15 protein-coding genes are annotated in these 17,221 nt (G+C 61.1%); 8 read left to right on the forward strand and 7 right to left on the reverse strand.

The features are described from left to right. Positions 1 to 102 precede the first annotated feature (102 nt). Positions 103 to 1,266: an acyl-CoA dehydrogenase family protein gene (locus tag OO25_RS05820; RefSeq protein ID WP_040178908.1), complete on the reverse strand. Its 1,164-nt coding sequence runs from the start codon at positions 1,264 to 1,266 to the stop codon at positions 103 to 105. Positions 1,267 to 1,357: 91 nt separating this feature from the next. Here OO25_RS05820 and OO25_RS05825 point away from each other — a divergent pair, with 91 nt between their 5' ends. From OO25_RS05825 to msrA, 7 genes are all read left to right on the forward strand, one after another. Further along, a complete protein-coding gene (locus OO25_RS05825; protein WP_040178909.1) occupies positions 1,358 to 2,302 on the forward strand; it encodes a GlxA family transcriptional regulator in 945 nt (314 codons plus the stop codon). A gap of 108 nt (positions 2,303 to 2,410) precedes the next feature. Then, on the forward strand, positions 2,411 to 4,219 hold the full coding sequence (ade, locus tag OO25_RS05830; RefSeq protein WP_040178910.1) for an adenine deaminase: 1,809 nt from the start codon (positions 2,411 to 2,413) through the stop codon (positions 4,217 to 4,219). Between the two features lie 70 nt (positions 4,220 to 4,289). Further along, positions 4,290 to 5,771 carry an AMP nucleosidase gene (locus OO25_RS05835; RefSeq protein WP_040178912.1) on the forward strand — a complete coding sequence of 494 codons (1,482 nt, stop codon included), beginning with the start codon at positions 4,290 to 4,292 and terminating at the stop codon, positions 5,769 to 5,771. A gap of 141 nt (positions 5,772 to 5,912) precedes the next feature. Continuing rightward, the gene (locus tag OO25_RS05840; protein ID WP_014876311.1) at positions 5,913 to 6,200 is read left to right on the forward strand and encodes an HU family DNA-binding protein; all 288 of its coding nucleotides are present in this window, start codon (positions 5,913 to 5,915) and stop codon (positions 6,198 to 6,200) included. A 209-nt stretch (positions 6,201 to 6,409) separates the two neighbouring features. Continuing rightward, entirely contained in the window at positions 6,410 to 7,294 is an 885-nt protein-coding gene (locus OO25_RS05845; RefSeq protein ID WP_040179172.1) for a DMT family transporter, read from the forward strand. 112 nt (positions 7,295 to 7,406) lie between these two features. Further along, positions 7,407 to 7,856, forward strand: coding sequence for a peptide-methionine (R)-S-oxide reductase MsrB (msrB, locus tag OO25_RS05850; RefSeq protein ID WP_014876313.1), 450 nt, complete (start codon positions 7,407 to 7,409; stop codon positions 7,854 to 7,856). Then, positions 7,853 to 8,374, forward strand: coding sequence for a peptide-methionine (S)-S-oxide reductase MsrA (gene msrA / locus OO25_RS05855; RefSeq protein WP_040178913.1), 522 nt, complete (start codon positions 7,853 to 7,855; stop codon positions 8,372 to 8,374). Before msrB ends, msrA begins: the two co-directional genes overlap by 4 nt. A gap of 85 nt (positions 8,375 to 8,459) precedes the next feature. On the opposite strand, the gene OO25_RS05860 is transcribed toward msrA, so the two are convergent. The 5 genes from OO25_RS05860 to OO25_RS05880 all read right to left on the reverse strand — a co-directional run bounded on the left by OO25_RS05860 (position 8,460) and on the right by OO25_RS05880 (position 14,666). Then, entirely contained in the window at positions 8,460 to 10,466 is a 2,007-nt protein-coding gene (locus tag OO25_RS05860; RefSeq protein ID WP_040178915.1) for a hydantoinase/oxoprolinase family protein, read from the reverse strand. A gap of 42 nt (positions 10,467 to 10,508) precedes the next feature. Next, positions 10,509 to 11,597: a tRNA epoxyqueuosine(34) reductase QueG gene (queG, locus tag OO25_RS05865; protein WP_052465596.1), complete on the reverse strand. Its 1,089-nt coding sequence runs from the start codon at positions 11,595 to 11,597 to the stop codon at positions 10,509 to 10,511. Between the two features lie 150 nt (positions 11,598 to 11,747). Further along, entirely contained in the window at positions 11,748 to 12,776 is a 1,029-nt protein-coding gene (gene tdh, locus OO25_RS05870) for an L-threonine 3-dehydrogenase (protein ID WP_040179176.1), read from the reverse strand. Between the two features lie 14 nt (positions 12,777 to 12,790). Then, entirely contained in the window at positions 12,791 to 13,978 is a 1,188-nt protein-coding gene (locus OO25_RS05875) for a glycine C-acetyltransferase (protein ID WP_040178917.1), read from the reverse strand. A gap of 121 nt (positions 13,979 to 14,099) precedes the next feature. Next, positions 14,100 to 14,666: a helix-turn-helix domain-containing protein gene (locus OO25_RS05880; RefSeq protein ID WP_014881477.1), complete on the reverse strand. Its 567-nt coding sequence runs from the start codon at positions 14,664 to 14,666 to the stop codon at positions 14,100 to 14,102. A gap of 136 nt (positions 14,667 to 14,802) precedes the next feature. Between OO25_RS05880 and OO25_RS05885 the strand changes: the two genes are divergently transcribed. Further along, on the forward strand, positions 14,803 to 15,978 hold the full coding sequence (locus tag OO25_RS05885) for an acetyl-CoA C-acyltransferase family protein (RefSeq protein ID WP_040179179.1): 1,176 nt from the start codon (positions 14,803 to 14,805) through the stop codon (positions 15,976 to 15,978). A 67-nt stretch (positions 15,979 to 16,045) separates the two neighbouring features. Here the strand turns inward: OO25_RS05885 and OO25_RS05890 are convergent, their stop codons facing one another. After that, complete coding sequence (locus OO25_RS05890) at positions 16,046 to 17,221, reverse strand: ABC transporter permease (RefSeq protein ID WP_040175251.1); 1,176 nt, start codon at positions 17,219 to 17,221, stop codon at positions 16,046 to 16,048.

A 17,221-nucleotide genomic window follows, 5' to 3' on the forward strand; every position in this document is an offset into this window, starting at 1 on the left:
GGATGCTCCCGATCAGTCTGAAGTAAGGATGCCTTCGGCGAAATGGACCCGGCTGCTGACACCCCTGCCGCATGACGGGGACAGCACCATGCCTGCCCGTCATCACCCTCCCCTCGCACGCAGCAACTCGCGGCTGATGATATGGCGTTGGATTTCACTGGTCCCTTCCCAGATCCGTTCCACCCGCGCGTCGCGCCAGATGCGTTCCAGTGGCAGCTCATCCATCAGCCCCATACCGCCATGGATCTGGATCGCCTCATCCGCCACCATGGCGAGCATCTCCGTGGCCTTGAGTTTGGCCATCGACATATCGGCTTCGGTCACACTGCCCTGATCAAACTTCCAGGCGGCCTCCCAAGTCAGAAGGTTCGCGGCCTTCAGCTCCGTTGCCATATCTGCCAGTTTGAAAGAAACGCCCTGGAATTTACCGATCTGCTGGCCGAACTGGCGACGTTCAGCGGCATAGGAGATCGCATGATCCAGCGCGCGTTCTGCCCGTCCGATACAGGTCGCGGCCACCTGCAGCCGGGTGGCGCCCAGCCAAGTGTTGGCCACATCAAAACCTTTGTCGACCTCACCCAGAACCGCAGATTTGGGCAGGCGGCAATCGTCGAATTCCAGCACCGCATTGGTGTAGCCTCGGTGGCTCACATTGCGGTAGCCATCGCGGATGGTGAAACCTGGCGTGCCTTTATCAACGAAGAAGGCAGTGATTTTCTTCTTGGGCCCGCGCGGGGTGTCCTCCTCACCGGTGGCCATAAACACGATGGCGAAATCGGCGATATCCGCGTGGCTGATGAAATGCTTGGTGCCGTTCAGAATGAAGTCATCGCCATCGCGATGGGCGGTGGCGGTCATGCCGCGCAGATCGGAACCGGCACCTGGTTCTGTCATCGCCAGACAGTCCCATTTTTCGCCTCGGATGCAGGGGTAGAGATATCTCTCTTTCTGCTCCTCGGTGCCCGCCAGAAGGATGTTCGACGGGCGCGCAACGCAGGTCCAATGCAGGGCATAATTGGCGCGGCCTAGCTCCTTTTCATAGAGCAGCCATGTCAGCGTATCGAGGCCTGCACCGCCGACCTCCTCAGGCATATTGGCGGCATATAATCCGGCTTCAATCGCCTTGGCTTGGATCTCGCGCACCAGCTCCATTGGCAAATGGCCACTGCGCTCCACCTCCAGTTCATGCGGATAAAGCTCCTTGGTGACAAAGGCGCGTGTGGTGTCCACGATCATCGACTGTTCTTCGGACAGGCCAAATTGCATTTCCGCTCCCCCCTTTGGTGGCTTTCTGCGTTGCTCTTGACCCGAGCCTAGGGCTGGGAGAGGCTGCTATCGTGCAGAAACGGACATTTTCATGCCAAATTGGAAGAAACCTCACGCCGCACCGCAGCAGATCGACCTGCTGCTGTTTGATCAGTTCTCCGGCCACTGCCTCGCCAATACGGTTGAGCCGCTGCGTGCGGCGAACAGCTTTTCCGGGCGGCAGGTGTATTCCTGGCGGTTCGTTACGGTGGACGGCGGCACCGCGATGTCGTCTGCCCGCATGGAGGTCACCGCGCAGATGCCGCTGCGCAAGGCCGAGGGCGATATGCTGATTGCGATGCCCAGCTATGACTATCTGCGCCACGCAACTGAGGCCACCGCGCGGGGGTTGCGGGCGGCAGAGCAACGCTATGACGTTCTGGCAGGGTTTGACACGGGCGCCTGGCTGCTGGCGGCGGCCGGGCTGCTGGATGGCTATCGCGCCACCATTCACAGCTCGGAACTGGAGGCTTTTGCCGACATGTTTCCGGCGGTTCAGGCGGAGACACATCGGTTTCTTTGGGATCGTGACCGGCTGACCTGCTCCGGCGCCATGGCGGCCTTTGACGGGGTCCTCGACATGATTGCACAGCAGCACGGGCAAGCGTTGCGGCTGGATGTGGCAGCCCTGTTTCTAAGCGAAAGCCAAACCGGGAGCAGCCGGTCAGCCCCTGTGCGCAGCACCTCCGTGGCCCGGGCCATCCGGGCGATGGAGGCCAATCTGGAAACGCCACTGCCGCTGGAGGACGTGGCACGGCAGGCAGGGCGCAGCCTGCGGGATCTGGCGCGCCGCACGCAGAGCGAACTGGGCACGACACCGCAGGCGCTTTATCGACATCTGCGGCTAAAGCAGGCGAAACGCCTCGTACTAGAGACTGATTTTAGTGTCGCCGAGATTGCGTTACGCTGCGGATATGAGGATCCCAGCGCGTTGACCCGCGCCTTTCGCAGCGCCTTTGCGACCACGCCGCGCGCCCTGCGCGCCGCCCGAAGATAGCATTGGCGGCTCCCGGCAGCGGTCTTCTTGTTTTGCAAAAAGCAGCTATTGTTTGCGCTCGCAGTTAAGAGGCCTTGCGCTTGCCCGGGTTATCAGAACAATTGGGCCATGACAGATATCGCATTCCCAAGCTGGCCCGACGTTGCCCCCCAATTGATCGAAGTCGCGGCAGGTCGCCGCCCTGCGGATACGGTGATCCGCAAGGGGATCTGGGTCAATGTTCACACCCGCGAACAACTGCCCGATCATGACATCGCCATCGTTGCAGGGCGCATCGCCTATGTCGGTCCCGACGCGAGCTATTGCACCGGTCCTGACACCGAGGTGATTGAAGCCGATGGGCGCTATATGGTCCCCGGCCTCTGCGATGCGCATATGCATATTGAATCCGGGATGCTGACCCCCGCAGAATTCACCCGTGCAGTGATCCCGCACGGCACGACATCAATGTTCACCGACCCGCATGAGATCGCCAATGTGTTGGGGTTGGAAGGTGTGCGTCTGATGCATGACGAGGCGCTGTTACAGCCGGTCAATATCTTCACCCAGATGCCCAGCTGCGCGCCCTCCGCGCCGGGGTTGGAGACCACCGGCTATGAAATTTCACCCGAGGATGTCGCCGAAGCGATGAGCTGGCCGGGGATTATCGGCCTGGGCGAAATGATGAATTTCCCCGGCGTGGCGGCGGGGGATCCGAAGATGCTGGCGGAGATCGCGGCGACACAACGCGCGGGCAAAACCGTGGGCGGGCATTACGCCTCCCCTGATCTGGGGCCGGATTTCGCAGCCTATGTGGCGGGCGGTCCGGCAGATGACCACGAGGGCACCTGCGAGGCGGATGCCATCGCCCGGATGCGGCAGGGGATGCGCGCGATGGTGCGGCTGGGATCGGCCTGGTACGACGTTGAGGCGCAGATCACCGCAATCACCGAGAAGGGGCTGGATCCGCGCAACTTCATCCTGTGTACCGACGACTGCCATTCCGGCACATTGGTCAATGATGGCCATATGAACCGGGTGGTGCGCCACGCCATCGACTGTGGCTGTGATCCGGTCATCGCTTTGCAGATGGCGACGATCAACACCGCGACACATTTCGGGCTGGAGCGGGATATCGGCTCCCTCACACCGGGGCGGCGCGCCGATGTGATCCTGACATCCGACCTCAAAACCCTGCCGATTGAGGTGGTGATGGCTCGTGGTCAGATTGTTGCCAAGGATGGTCAGATCACCGTGGATTGCCCGCATCTGGACTGGCCCGACAGTGCACGGGGCACGGTGCATCTGGGGCATGAGTTGAGTGCGGCGGATTTCGAAATCAGCGCGCCGGACGGCGCCAATGCCGTGACTGCGAATGTGATCGGTGTCGTGGAGAACCAAGCCCCAACCAAGGCGCTACAGGCAGAGCTGCCTGTGGTCGACGGGCTGGTTGAGGGCAACCAGGAGGTCTGCCAGATCGCATTGGTGGAACGGCACCGTGCGACGGGCGGTGTAACCAACGCCTTTGTCTCTGGTTTTGGGTACAATGGACGGATGGCGATGGCCTCCACCGTGGCGCATGACAGCCATCATATGATTGTCGTCGGCACAGACCGCGACCAGATGGCGCTGGCCGCCAATCGCCTGGCCGAGGTCGGCGGCGGCATCTCCATTTTCCGCGATGGCGCCGAACTGGCATTGGTGGAGCTGCCCATTGCCGGGCTGATGTCCGACAGCCCCGCCACCGAAGTTGCTGCAAAGGCGCAGAAGATGATGGAGGCAATGGAGACCTGCGGCTGCAGCCTCAACAACGCCTATATGCAGCATTCGCTGCTGGCGCTGGTGGTGATCCCCGAGTTGCGGATTTCCGATCTGGGGCTGGTGGATGTGCGCAGTTTTGAACAGATCCCGGTGATCGTGAGTGCCCAACCCGCCTGACCGCCCACCTGTTTCAACCGACCTTCTGAACCGCACAGCGGACCCCGTTTTCCAGTGATCGAGCATACTCATGACAACAGTTAAAACCCCTCAACTCCCGGCGGCGGAAGAGTTCACGGATGCGGCGGCAGCTGTCGCCCGGCTGGAGCTTCTGTACCGCGAGGCGACACAGTTTCTTTGCGCTGAATTCTCGCGGATTTTGAGCGATGGCCCAGCGGTCGGCAGCACCGGCACCACCCATCGCATTCGTGCGTTCTACCCCGAGATCCGCTTTACCACATCGTCCTTTGCGCAGGTGGACAGCCGGTTGAGTTACGGCCATGTCTCGGCGCCGGGCACCTATGCCACCACGGTGACCCGCCCCGACCTGTTCCGCCATTATCTGACCCAGCAGATCGGCCTGTTGATCCGCAATCACGGCCAGCCTGTGACCATCGCGGTTTCTGACACGCCGATCCCGGTGCATTTTGCGGTGGCGGCAGATCCCAGCCTGACCGTTCCGCAGGAAGGTGCGGCCGGGTTCACGTTGCGCGATGTCTTTGATGTGCCGGATCTGGCGACGACCAATGACGACATTGTAAACGGCACCTATAAATCAACCGATGACACCGGGCCGTTGGCGTTGTTCACGGCACAGCGCGTGGATTATTCGCTGGCCCGCCTTGCCCATTACACCGCGACCGATGCCAGCCATTTCCAGAACCACGTTCTGTTCACCAACTACCAGTTTTATGTGGCCGAATTCGAAGCCTACGCCCGTGCGCAACTGGCGGATCCCGCATCGGGCTACAGCAGCTTTGTCAGCACCGGCGATCATGAGATCACCGAGGCCGAGGCGGAGATCCCTGCGATTGCAAAACTGCCACAAATGCCGACCTATCACCTGAAACGAGAAGACGGCAGCGGCATCACGCTGGTCAATATCGGTGTCGGCCCGTCCAACGCCAAGACCGCCACGGATCATATCGCGGTTCTGCGGCCGCATGCTTGGCTGATGGTTGGTCACTGTGCCGGTTTGCGCAACACCCAGACGCTGGGCGATTTCGTGCTGGGCCATGGTTATCTACGCGAAGATCACGTGCTGGATGACGACCTGCCGATCTGGACGCCAATTCCGGCGCTGGCGGAGATTCAGGTCGCGCTGGAGGATGCGGTGGCAGAGGTGACAGAGCTGGAGGGTTACGACCTGAAACGGATCATGCGGACAGGCACCGTCGCGACCATCGACAACCGCAACTGGGAGCTGCGCGACCAGTCCGGTCCGGTGCAGCGCCTGTCTCAATCCCGCGCGATTGCGCTGGATATGGAGAGCGCCACCATCGCCGCCAACGGTTATCGCTTCCGGGTGCCCTATGGCACGCTGCTGTGTGTCTCCGACAAACCGCTGCATGGCGAGCTGAAGTTGCCGGGTATGGCGTCTGAGTTCTATCACACCCAGGTTGCGCGGCATTTGCAGATCGGGATAAAGGCGATGGAGCAGCTGCGTGGCATGCCTCTGGAACGATTGCACAGCCGAAAACTGCGATCCTTTGACGAAACTGCCTTTCTTTGAGAGTTATTTTGCCTCTAATTCTTCGAAAACCCCTATTTTATGGGGTTTTTGACAACACTACTCGTTGTGTTCGTACACTACATAACGCTAGAGTTACGCAATGAGGCCCCATAACTCGGGCAGTGACAAGGAGACCTAAGAATGTCCAAACCGATGACCAAGACCCAGCTTGTTGCCGCACTGGCTGAAGAGATGGACAGCGACAAGAAGGCCGCAGGCGCAGCACTTGACGCTGTTTGCGCGCTGATCACTCGCGAAGTATCCGGCGGTGGCGCTGTGACTCTGCCCGGTGTTGGCAAGATCTACTGCCGCGAGCGCCCCGAGCGTGAAGTGCGCAACCCGGCCACCGGTGAGAAGTTCACCAAAGAGGCCGACAAGGTGGTCAAGATGACAATCGCCAAAGCGCTGAAAGACAGCGTGAACGGCTAAGGGTCAAGGCACGGTTGACCGTGTTGCGGGTCGCCTTTTACAGGCGGCCCTTTTTTGTGCCACCGCGTCAATCGCACTGCTGATGCAGGTGAACGGACGTGGGGCGCGAATTCGGTTCCCTGCGAATGCTTGCCTTGCTAAACCTATCCAAACTGCGCCTGACTAGGCGACGGTGGGGACCGGTGGCTGACCGGCAGGGGGACATGATCATGGATCTGCGCGCTTTGGCGATGGGGCTGGCCTTTGCCTTCATGTGGTCGTCTGCCTTCACCTCGGCGCGGATCATCGTGGCCGATGCCTCGCCGCTGTATTCGCTGGCGTTCCGGTTTCTGGTTTCCGGTCTGATCGGCGTCGCGGTTGCCCGCTACATGGGACAAAGCTGGCGTCTGACGCGCGGCCAGCTGAAGGCAACAATCATCTTTGGCATCTGCCAGAACGCGCTTTATCTCGGCCTAAACTTCGTCGCGATGGAAACCATCGAGGCCTCGCTGGCGGCGATCATCGCCTCAACCATGCCGATGCTGGTCGCCATTGCGCTGTGGCTGGTTTACGGCGAACGGCTGCCTGCGCTGGGAGTTGTGGGACTGCTGGCAGGGGTGCTGGGCGTCGCCTTGATCATGGGCACCCGCATCAGCGCCGGGGTTGATCTATTTGGTGTTCTGCTCTGCGGGATCGGTGTGCTGGCCCTAACACTGGCGACGCTGGCCCTGCGCGGCGCGACCTCCGGCGGCAACTACATGATGGTGGTGGGGCTGCAAATGCTGGTCGGTTCGGCCGTTCTGTTTGTGGCGGCCCCGATGGTCGAGACCTTCCGCCTGACGCCCAGCTGGCCGCTGGCGCTGGCCTTTGTCTACACCACGCTTGTTCCCGGTCTGACCGCCACTTTCATCTGGGTGCTGCTGTTGAACCGGATTGGCGCAGTGCGCGCCGCGACGTTCCATTTTCTCAACCCGGTCTTCGGCGTCGCTGTGGCCAGTGCCCTGCTGGGAGAGCAATTGGGGCTGTTGGATATCATCGGCGTCGGGATCGTCACCTTTGGCATTCTGGCGGTGCAATTGGCGCGGCAGTCCGCGCAGCGCACACCAAAGCCATGACATCGCCCTGCGCTCTGGCACCACACACACAAACGCGAGCCGCTGAAATACAGCTTTGCTTTTGCCCCAAACGACCCCATTTACAGCAACACAAGCACGATCGGAGGACATGATGCGCAGCTATTCCAAAGACCCGGACGCCATTGCGGCCCTCTCGGAAGAAGAATTCTACGTCACCCAAAACGCCGGTACGGAACGCCCCGGCACCGGCAAGCTGCTCGGCAACAAGGAACCCGGTATCTATGTCGATATCGTTTCTGGCGAGCCGCTGTTTGCCTCTGCCGACAAATATGAATCCGGCTGCGGCTGGCCGAGTTTCACCAAGCCCATTGAGCCTGCCCATGTACAGGAGCTGGAGGACCGGACCCTTGGCATGATCCGCACCGAGGTCCGCTCGACCCATGGGGACAGCCATTTGGGACATGTGTTCCCGGATGGTCCAGCAGACCGTGGCGGCCTGCGTTACTGCATCAATTCAGCCTCCCTGCGGTTCGTACATCTGGACGACATGCGGGCAGAAGGCTACGGCGATTATATAGATCAAGTGGAGGATAGAAGATGAGCAGCACGACTGAACGTGCCGTCCTGGCCGGTGGGTGTTTCTGGGGCATGCAGGACCTGATCCGCAAGCGCCCGGGCATCGTCAGCACCCGCGTCGGTTACTCCGGCGGCGATGTGCCCAATGCGACCTACAGGGACCACGGCACCCATGCTGAGGCGATTGAGATCATGTTCGATCCCAGCCAAACCAGTTACCGCGCGCTGCTGGAGTTCTTCTTTCAGATTCATGACCCAACCACCGTCAATCAGCAGGGCAACGATCTGGGGATGAGCTATCGCTCCGCGATCTATTATGTTGATGCCCACCAGAAAGAGGTTGCCGAAGACACCATCGCTGATGTCGATGCCTCGGGGCTGTGGCCCGGCAAGGTGGTCACAGAGGTCGAACCGGTTGGTGATTTCTGGGAAGCGGAGCCTGAGCATCAGGATTATCTGGAGCGGCAGCCCAACGGCTATACCTGCCATTTTGCCCGTCCCGATTGGGTGCTCCCCAAGCGCAGCGAGACTGCTGCCGAGTAAGTCGTCTGTAAAGGTAACCCCAAGCCACAAAGGCCCCGTCATCCGGCGGGGCCTTCTGCGTTAAGGCGGCGGCCAGCAGTGGTGGTTAACCCTGTGCAATACGCGGTCGACCACTGGCCTCTACCGTCAGGAACGCCTCGACAAACACCTGCCGCGCCTCCACCTCGGCAACGCGAATATCACGGTCCACCTGGATGGAGATATCCTGCGCCCCCGCAGCCTCCGCCGCGGCGCGGGCCTCTGCGCGCAATTCGGTTTCCAGACAGATCAGGGCCTCCTCCGAGGCGGCGAAATCCTGCGGGCCGTGCTCCAGATGCACCCGGTATCGGCCTTCCTCCGGCGCGGTCACGGTGCCGCTGCGCCGCATGGTAATGCGGCCCACCACTGCCCCGATGGCATTGGCGACACCGGCATGATCCGGCAAGATCATCCGGCAGTGAAGGCGAGCCCCAACAGCGGGGTAATAGCTGGGCGCAGAGGCGCCAAGGCCCACGACATCCACATTCAGTCCTGCCTTGATGGCGACAAGCCCCTGATGTCCGGTCAGCCCACGCTGCATCAGAACATGGCGCGCAAGCTGATCCGGCGGCGGTCCAAACGGGCTGCTCTCTTCCGCAAATGCAGTCTCTAACAAGGTCAAAGAGGTCTGTTCCGTCATCTGATCAACGATCATCTGCGCCAAGGTCTCCGCATCCGGTGCCAGACGATCCCCGGACCCAACCCTGCGGCGGGCAAACAGCGTCAGCGCCTTCTCAGCTGCCGCACTGTCCCAACTGGACAGCCGCCCAAGCACATGGCTGGCATCCGACGGTGTGACCCCGGCCACCTGCACCAACCCCCGGTCCACCAACCGCATCAATGCGCCCTGCTCGATGCGGGTCTGTAGCACGGCCCCCATGGGATGTGTCTGGTCTCCGATCCGGTCCAACACCCGGGCTTCCCTGTCGCTGAGACCAAGAGTGTGCTGGCCGGGAATGGCGCGCACAAAGCGACCGTCGTATTCACCGACAGTGGCGGCGCGCAACTGCGTATCCAGCGCGGCATGCACCACATCCGGTGCCATCGTCGCGACCAGGGACACCGGCAGCACCCGGCGCGGCCCAAGGCTGACGCCGCCGCTCAGCCCGGCGGCAACCGGATGCACCTGACTGTCGCCACCCAAACCGCTGGTGCGCATCGCCACGGCCTCCACCATGGTGCGAAACCCGCCCACCTGCGCGCCTGCCGGGTCGATCTTGGGCTTCCCGTTTTCGATCAGCGCCACATCGGTGGTGGTGCCGCCAATATCACTGACCAAGGCACTGTCGACGCCAGTTAACCAGCGCGCCCCCACCAAAGACGCCGCCGGACCGCTGAGGATTGTCTCAATCGGGCGTGCCCGTGCCTGCGCTGAGGACATCAACGCGCCATCGCCACGCACCACCATCATCTGCGCTGTGATCCCAAGATCAGCCAGACGCGTCTCAGCGCGCCCGATCAACCGGTCAATCATCCCGATCAGCCGCGCATTCAGAACCGCCGTCAATGCGCGTTTCGGCCCGTTCAGCCGCGCGGACAGTTGATGCGAACAGGTGACGGGAACGCCGGTTTCCTCAGTAATAATGCGGGCAACCTCCAGCTCATGGGCGGGGTTTCGGGTCGCAAACTGACCGGCAATGGCAAACCCGCTGACCGAGGCCGCCTCCCGTTGCAGAAACCCGCGGAGCGCCGCTGTGTCCAGTGGCGCAGCCTCACTGCCGGAATGGCTGTGTCCCCCAGCCAGAACCAGCGCCGGGTCACCCTTCAGCGCCTCACGCAGCCCGTGTCGATCCAGATCCGCCTCACCAAAGCCGATATAGATCAGCGCGACGCGCCCTCCCTGCCCTTCCACTAGCGCATTGGTCGCCAGCGTTGTGGACAGCGCTGCCAGCGCAATCTCTCCCGGTTCCACCGCAGCCTTTGCAAGCACTGCGGCAACCGCCTCCCCCACGCCGATGGCCAGATCCTGCCGGGTGGTCAGCGCCTTGGCCTTGGCCAGCACATCGCGATCATCGCGGATCAGAACCGCATCCGTATAGGTGCCGCCTGTATCGACCCCAAGCAAAAGCGCCATGGCCGTTCTCCCTTCACCATCTCTTTGGTCTTGGTCACCGGTTTAGCGCAGCCCTGCCACCGATCCATCCTGTTTGCGCCACGTCAGTCGCTGAACGGCCCAACGGGCGGCATCCGCCACGGTGGGATCAGGATCTTCGGTCAGGGTTTCTGCTGTCGGGCGCAGTTTGAGCAGACCGGAATTCCCGATTGCATAAAGCACGTTGCGCACAAACCGGTCCCGGCCGATCCGCTTGATCGGAGAGCCGGAAAACAGCGCGCGGAAGCCCGGATCATCGAGAGCGGCCAGTTCCGCCAGCTTGGGCGCGTTGAATTCCGGGCGCGCCTCATAGCGGATGTCACTGGCGGCCACGGCAAATTTGTTCCAAGGGCAGGCCGCAAGACAATCGTCACAGCCATAGATCCGGTTGCCCAGTTTGCCGCGCAGCTCCTCATCGATGGGCCCCTTATGCTCAATCGTCAGATAGGAAATGCAACGCCGCGCATCCAGCTGATAGGGCGCCGGGAAGGCATCGGTCGGACAGGCGGTCAGGCAGGACCGGCACGAGCCGCAGTGATCAGGTTCAGCAGTATCGGTGGGAAGGTCGAGCGTCGTGAAAACAGAGCCTATGAAGGCCCAATTGCCCCAGTCCCGGCTCACCAGATTGGTGTGTTTTCCCTGCCAGCCAAGACCCGCCGCCTGCCCCAGCGGTTTCTCAGGCACCGGCGCGGTGTCGACAAAGACCTTGACCTCGGCAGGATCACCGGTACGCGCGGCCTCCGCAATCAGCCAACGGGCCAATCGCTTCAGGCGCTTTTTCACCAGATCATGGTAGTCCTTGTTGCGCGCATAGACCGAAATCGCTGCCCGATCTGCCTGGCCGACAATGTCCATGGGATCGACATCAGGCGTATAGCTTTCGGCAAGCATGATCACCGAGCGTGCCTCAGGCCAAAGCTGCGCTGGGTCGCCACGCCAATGGCTGCGTTCCTCCATCCAGCCCATCTGGCCATGATACCCCGCATCCAGAAACGCCTGCAGCCGGTCTGGCACCTCCGGCACGTCCGACGGGCGGCAGATCCGGCACGCTACAAACCCCTCCGCCAGCGCCTGCGCGATCAAGCGGTCTTTTATGTCGGCTGTCTCTATCATCTGGCTAGACATATATACCGTGTTGCCTCGGTCAACATCCCGAAACGGTAAAGCTGTGGATGTGGCCGGATAGATCGCATGTCAAAATGCGCGCGTGAGGCACTATAGGATCGCAGCGCTCACAGGCCCGAACTCGATCACCCCAGCCTATCAGGTCCAGTGCAGCACGACTTTGCCGCTGCGGCCGGACTTCATTGCGGTGAAACCTTCTGCGAAATTCTCGACATCAAACCGATGGGTAATGACCCGGCTGACATCCAGCCCGTTCTGCAGCATCGCGATCATCTTGTACCAGGTTTCGAACATCTCGCGGCCATAGACGCCCTTGATGGTGATCGCCTTGAACACGATGCGCGACCAATCAACGGGAGATTTGCCGGGCGGAATGCCCAGCAGGGCAATTTTGCCACCCATCACCAGCGCCTCCACCATCTGATCCAGCGCGGCCTGCGACCCGGACATCTCCAGCCCGACGTCAAAACCCTGCTTCATGCCGAGGTCGTGCACCACGTCCTGCAGATCCTCCTGTGCGACATTCACTGCGCGCACTGTCGGCACCACGTGCTGCGCTAGCGCCAGCCGGTCTGGGTTGATGTCGGTGATCACCACATGCCGCGCGCCGGCATGCCGCGCCACCGCAGCCGCCATAATACCAATCGGACCGGCTCCGGTGATCAGCACATCTTCGCCCAGAAGATCAAAGCTGAGCGCCGTGTGGACTGCATTCCCCAGCGGGTCGAGGATGGCGCCAATCTCATCCGGGATCTCCTCCGGCAGCGGCACCACATTGAAGGCCGGCAGCTTCAGATACTGCGCAAACGCGCCCTGCTCATTTACCCCGATGCCGCGGGTGCCAGGATCCAGGTGGAACTTGCCCGCCCGGGACTGGCGCGAATCCGTCTGGATCAGATGCCCCTCGCCCGAGCAGCGCTGCCCAACCGCCAGATCGGTGACATTGCGGCCGATCTCGACAATCTCGCCCGCGAACTCATGACCGGTGATCATCGGGACCGGCACCGTATGGGCAGCCCATTCGTCCCAGTTCCAGATATGAATGTCCGTGCCACAGATGCCGGTGGTTCTGATCTTGATCAGCACTTCGTCTGGACCGATCTCCGGCACCGGCGCCTGCACCATCCAGAGGCCTTCCTGCGGATGGCTCTTCTCCAGCGCCTTCATCGTGTTGGGCACGCTCATGACACGATCCCCAACTCCTTGCCGACCGTGCCAAAGGCGGCCAGCGCCCGGTCCAGATCGTCCCGCGTCAGCGCTGCATTCATCTGCGTGCGGATGCGGGCCTGGCCACGTGGCACCACCGGGAAGAAGAAGCCGGAGACATAGACACCCTCGTCAAACAGCCGGGAGGCCATATCCTGCGCCAACTGTGCCTCGCCCAGCATCACTGGAATGATCGGATGCTCACCCGGCAAAAGGTCAAAGCCTAGTTTTTCCAACCCCGCACGCCAGTAGCGCGCATTCTCAAACAGCTGCGCCCGCAGGTCGTTCCCATCTTCCACCAGCCGGATCGCCTCCAGCCCGGCGGCCACAATGGATGGCGGCAGCGAATTGGAGAACAAATAGGGCCGCGCCCGCTGCCGCAGGAGGTCGATCACTGGCTGCGGCCCGGCGATATAGCCGCCAATGGCCCCCCCAAGTGCTTTGCCCAAAGTTCCGGTGACAATATCCACATCCACCCCGAAATGCTCCGGCGTGCCCGCACCCGTGGCGCCCATGAAGCCGGTGGCATGGCAGTCATCCACCATCACGATGGCATCATATTTGTCCGCCAGCGCGCGGATCTCAGGCAATTTTGCCAGATAGCCATCCATCGAGAACACCCCGTCGGTGGCGATCATGATATGCCGCGCGCCATCCTCGCGGGCCTGCTTCAGCCAGGCCTCAAGGTCGTTCATGTCGCTGTTCAGGTAACGATAGCGCTTCGCCTTGCACAGGCGGATGCCGTCGATGATCGAGGCATGGTTCAAACTGTCGGAGATGATCGCATCCTCCGGCCCCAACAGCGGCTCAAACAACCCACCATTGGCGTCGAAACAGGCGGCAAACAGGATCGCGTCATCCTTGCCCAGGAATTTGGCCAGACGCTGCTCCAGCTCCCGGTGAATATCCTGGGTGCCGCAGATAAAGCGGACGGAGGCCATGCCAAAACCCTTGTCATCCATCACGCCACGAGCAGCCGCGATCAGATCGGGATGATCCGCCAAGCCAAGGTAATTGTTGGCACAAAGGTTGATGACCTCAGCATCCCCAACCTTGATCTCGCCCCCCTGAGGGGAGGTGATCATTCGTTCCCGCTTGTAGAGACCATCGGCTTTGATCTCTTCCAGGGTCTTGGAGATGTCGGTCAGAAAATCAGTAGACATGCGGGAACTCCTTCTCTTTCGAGTCGGAGTTCTATCATAACGGATGAATTTCCGAAATAGGAGATTTCAGGATAGCGGATGTATATCCGTCAAAATGGACAATCCCCGTGACAAACTTGCGTCATGCGTTTTTCACGATCAGGAAAACGCGGGCCGCACCTCCCAATGCTGCAATAGAATGGGTCACATCTGCGGCGTATCGTGCGGTGTCCCCTGCATGCAGCCGATCGGTTGCACTGCCTGAGGTGAGCGCCACGGCCCCTTCCAGCACGGTTACATGCTCAACCGTCCCCCGCCCGTGCGGCTGACTGTTCAGGGCACCGCCATCCTTGAGCCGGATATCGTAGACCTCGTGTCCACCAGCGTCTTCCGGCGGGGACAGAATGCGGATCAGGCACCCCTCGCCCATATTTTCAATCGACGGGACATCGCCATCGCGCAGGATTTCGATACTGTCCTGCGCCTCATTGCTGTCCAACAGCCCGGCAAAATCAACCTGAAGCGCGCGCGTCAAATTCCATAGGGTCGCAATCGTCGGGGAGCTTTCACCGCGTTCAATCTGGCTCACCATAGAGCGGCTCACCCCAGAGAGATTCGCCACCGCCTCAAGACTGAGACCCTGGGCCCGGCGCGCCTCTTTCAGGCGGGCAGGCAGCAAGGTCAGGATATCGTCTACATGTTCCGTCATGACGGAATCACTGCGCCTTTACGACCTATTTGTCAAACAGACGCCGTGGCACGGCCGTCGTGTTTTGACGGCACGTTCTGCGGGACAGGCCATGCTGCATCTGCATACTCTGCGCCAAACCTATGAGGAGAGAGAAATGACCGATATCGTGATCCTGGATGGCGCCCGCACCGCCATCGGCACCTTTGGCGGGTCGCTTGCCGGCACCACGCCGATTGATCTGGCAACCGTGGCCTCCAAGGCCGCCATGGAACGTTCCGGCGTCGCGCCCGAACAGATCGGCAATGTGGTCTTTGGCCATGTGATCAACACCGAGCCCCGCGACATGTACCTGAGCCGCGTGGCGGCGATGCAGGCCGGCATCCCCAACGGCACGCCAGCGATGAACGTCAACCGGCTTTGTGGATCTGGCGCGCAGGCGATTGTCTCCGGCATCCAGTCCCTCATGCTGGGCGATGCGGAATTTGCCCTTACCGGTGGTGCCGAAAACATGTCGCGCAGCCCCTTCATCGTGCCAAGCGCGCGCTGGGGCCAGAAAATGGGTGATGCGCGGGCCCTCGACATGATGCTGGGCGCGCTGAACTGCCCGTTCGGCACCGGACACATGGGGGTGACGGCGGAAAACGTCGCGGATGAACATGACATTACCCGCGCCCAGATGGATGAATTTGCTCTCACCAGCCAGACCCGCGCAGCCGCGGCGATTGAGGCCGGATATTTCGCCAGCCAGATCACCCCGGTTGAAGTGAAGGTAAAGCGGGACATGGTCCCGTTTGAGGTGGACGAACACCCCAAAGCCAGCACGCTGGAGACATTGGGCGGGCTGAAAGCTGTGTTCAAAAAGGACGGCCGTGTCACGGCCGGCAATGCCAGCGGTATCAACGACGGCGCAGCCGCCATCGTCATGGCCACCGCTGAGGCAGCGCAGAAGGCGGGGCTGAAGCCCAAAGCGCGCATTTTGGGCTACGCGCATGCCGGTGTCCGCCCCGAGGTCATGGGCATTGGCCCGGTTCCCGCTGTGCAGAACCTGCTGAAGAAAACCGGATTGTCCGCCTCTGATTTCGATGTCATCGAATCAAACGAAGCCTTTGCAGCGCAGGCGCTTGCCGTAAACAAGGAGCTGGGGCTGGATCCTGCGAAGGTGAACCCGAATGGCGGTGCCATCGCGCTTGGCCATCCTGTCGGTGCGACCGGTGCGATCATCACGCTGAAGACACTTTATGAATTGGAGCGCATCGGTGGCTCCAAAGGGCTCATCACCATGTGCATCGGTGGCGGTCAGGGCATTGCTCTGGCAATCGAACGTCTCTGATCCCAGCCCCCGAAACGTAAAAGGCCCCGGTTTTCACCGGGGCCTTTTTCATTGGGTGACATATGTCTTAGCTCGGGCTCATTCCACGCAAGCGTTCGGAACGACGGCGCAGCATCTCGACCACTGTGAGCAGACAGATTGAGACCACAACAAGAATGGTCGCCACCGCCAGAATGGTGGGGGAAATCTGTTCGCGCAGACCGATAAACATCTGCCAGGGCAACGTCTTCTGCCCGGCCGAGCCGACAAAGAGCACGACAACAACCTCATCAAACGAAGTGATGAAAGCAAACAGACCGCCGGAAATCACGCCGGGCAGGATCAGGGGCATCTGCACGCGGAAGAAGGTGGTCACAGGACCAGCCCCCATATTCGCCGCAGCCCGTGTGAGCGAGCGATCAAAACCAACCAGCGTTGCAGTCACGGTGATGATCACAAAGGGAATCCCCAATGCCGCATGGGCCAGAACCACACCAAAATATGTCCCCTGCAGGCCAATCCGGCTGTAGAAGAAATACATACCCGCAGCCGAAATGATCAGCGGCACGATCATGGGCGAGATCAGAATGGCCATGATGGCGCGACGGAACGGCACATGCGGTTGGCTGAGGCCAATCGCGGCAAGCGTGCCGAAGCCCACCGACAGGATGGTCGCCATCGGTGCGATCTTGATGGAGTTCCACATCGCCTGCTGCCAATCCGCGTTGGTGAAGAAATCGCGGTAGTGTTTCAGCGAATAGCCTTCAGGATCGAAGCGGATCATTTCCGGCGTAAAGGTGAAGAAGTCCTGCGCGTTGAACGACAGCGGCATCACCACCAGAATCGGCGTAATCAGGAAGATGAAGATGGCCCCACAAATCACCCGGAACGTATAGTGCCACAGCACCTGCCCCGGAGTGAGATATGGCGCCAGATGCACGCGGTAGCGCGAGGTCGAGAGCCAGAAAATGAACCAGCCGACAAAAGCGCCGAACAGCAATCCCATCACGGCGGCCGGCAGACCGCCCATCACGAAGCCCGCAACAGCGAAGGCTGCGATCAGGACCCAGCGGATCGGCCGCTCCTGATCGCGCATCCCGGCGAGGGCAAATCCAAGCCCGCCGACAAGAGCTGCCCCAATCAGAACCCCGAGAAGCCCGGAGCCCTGGGCGGTCCCCACGAAGAGGCCAAAGAAGGCCCCGGCAGCCGCCGCAACAAGCGCGACAAAACCGGGAGTTTGGTTTTCAACAGGTGTCAAAGCCAT

The organism is Phaeobacter sp. S60 (assembly GCF_000826845.1).
Taxonomy (GTDB): Bacteria; Pseudomonadota; Alphaproteobacteria; order Rhodobacterales; family Rhodobacteraceae; genus Phaeobacter; species Phaeobacter piscinae.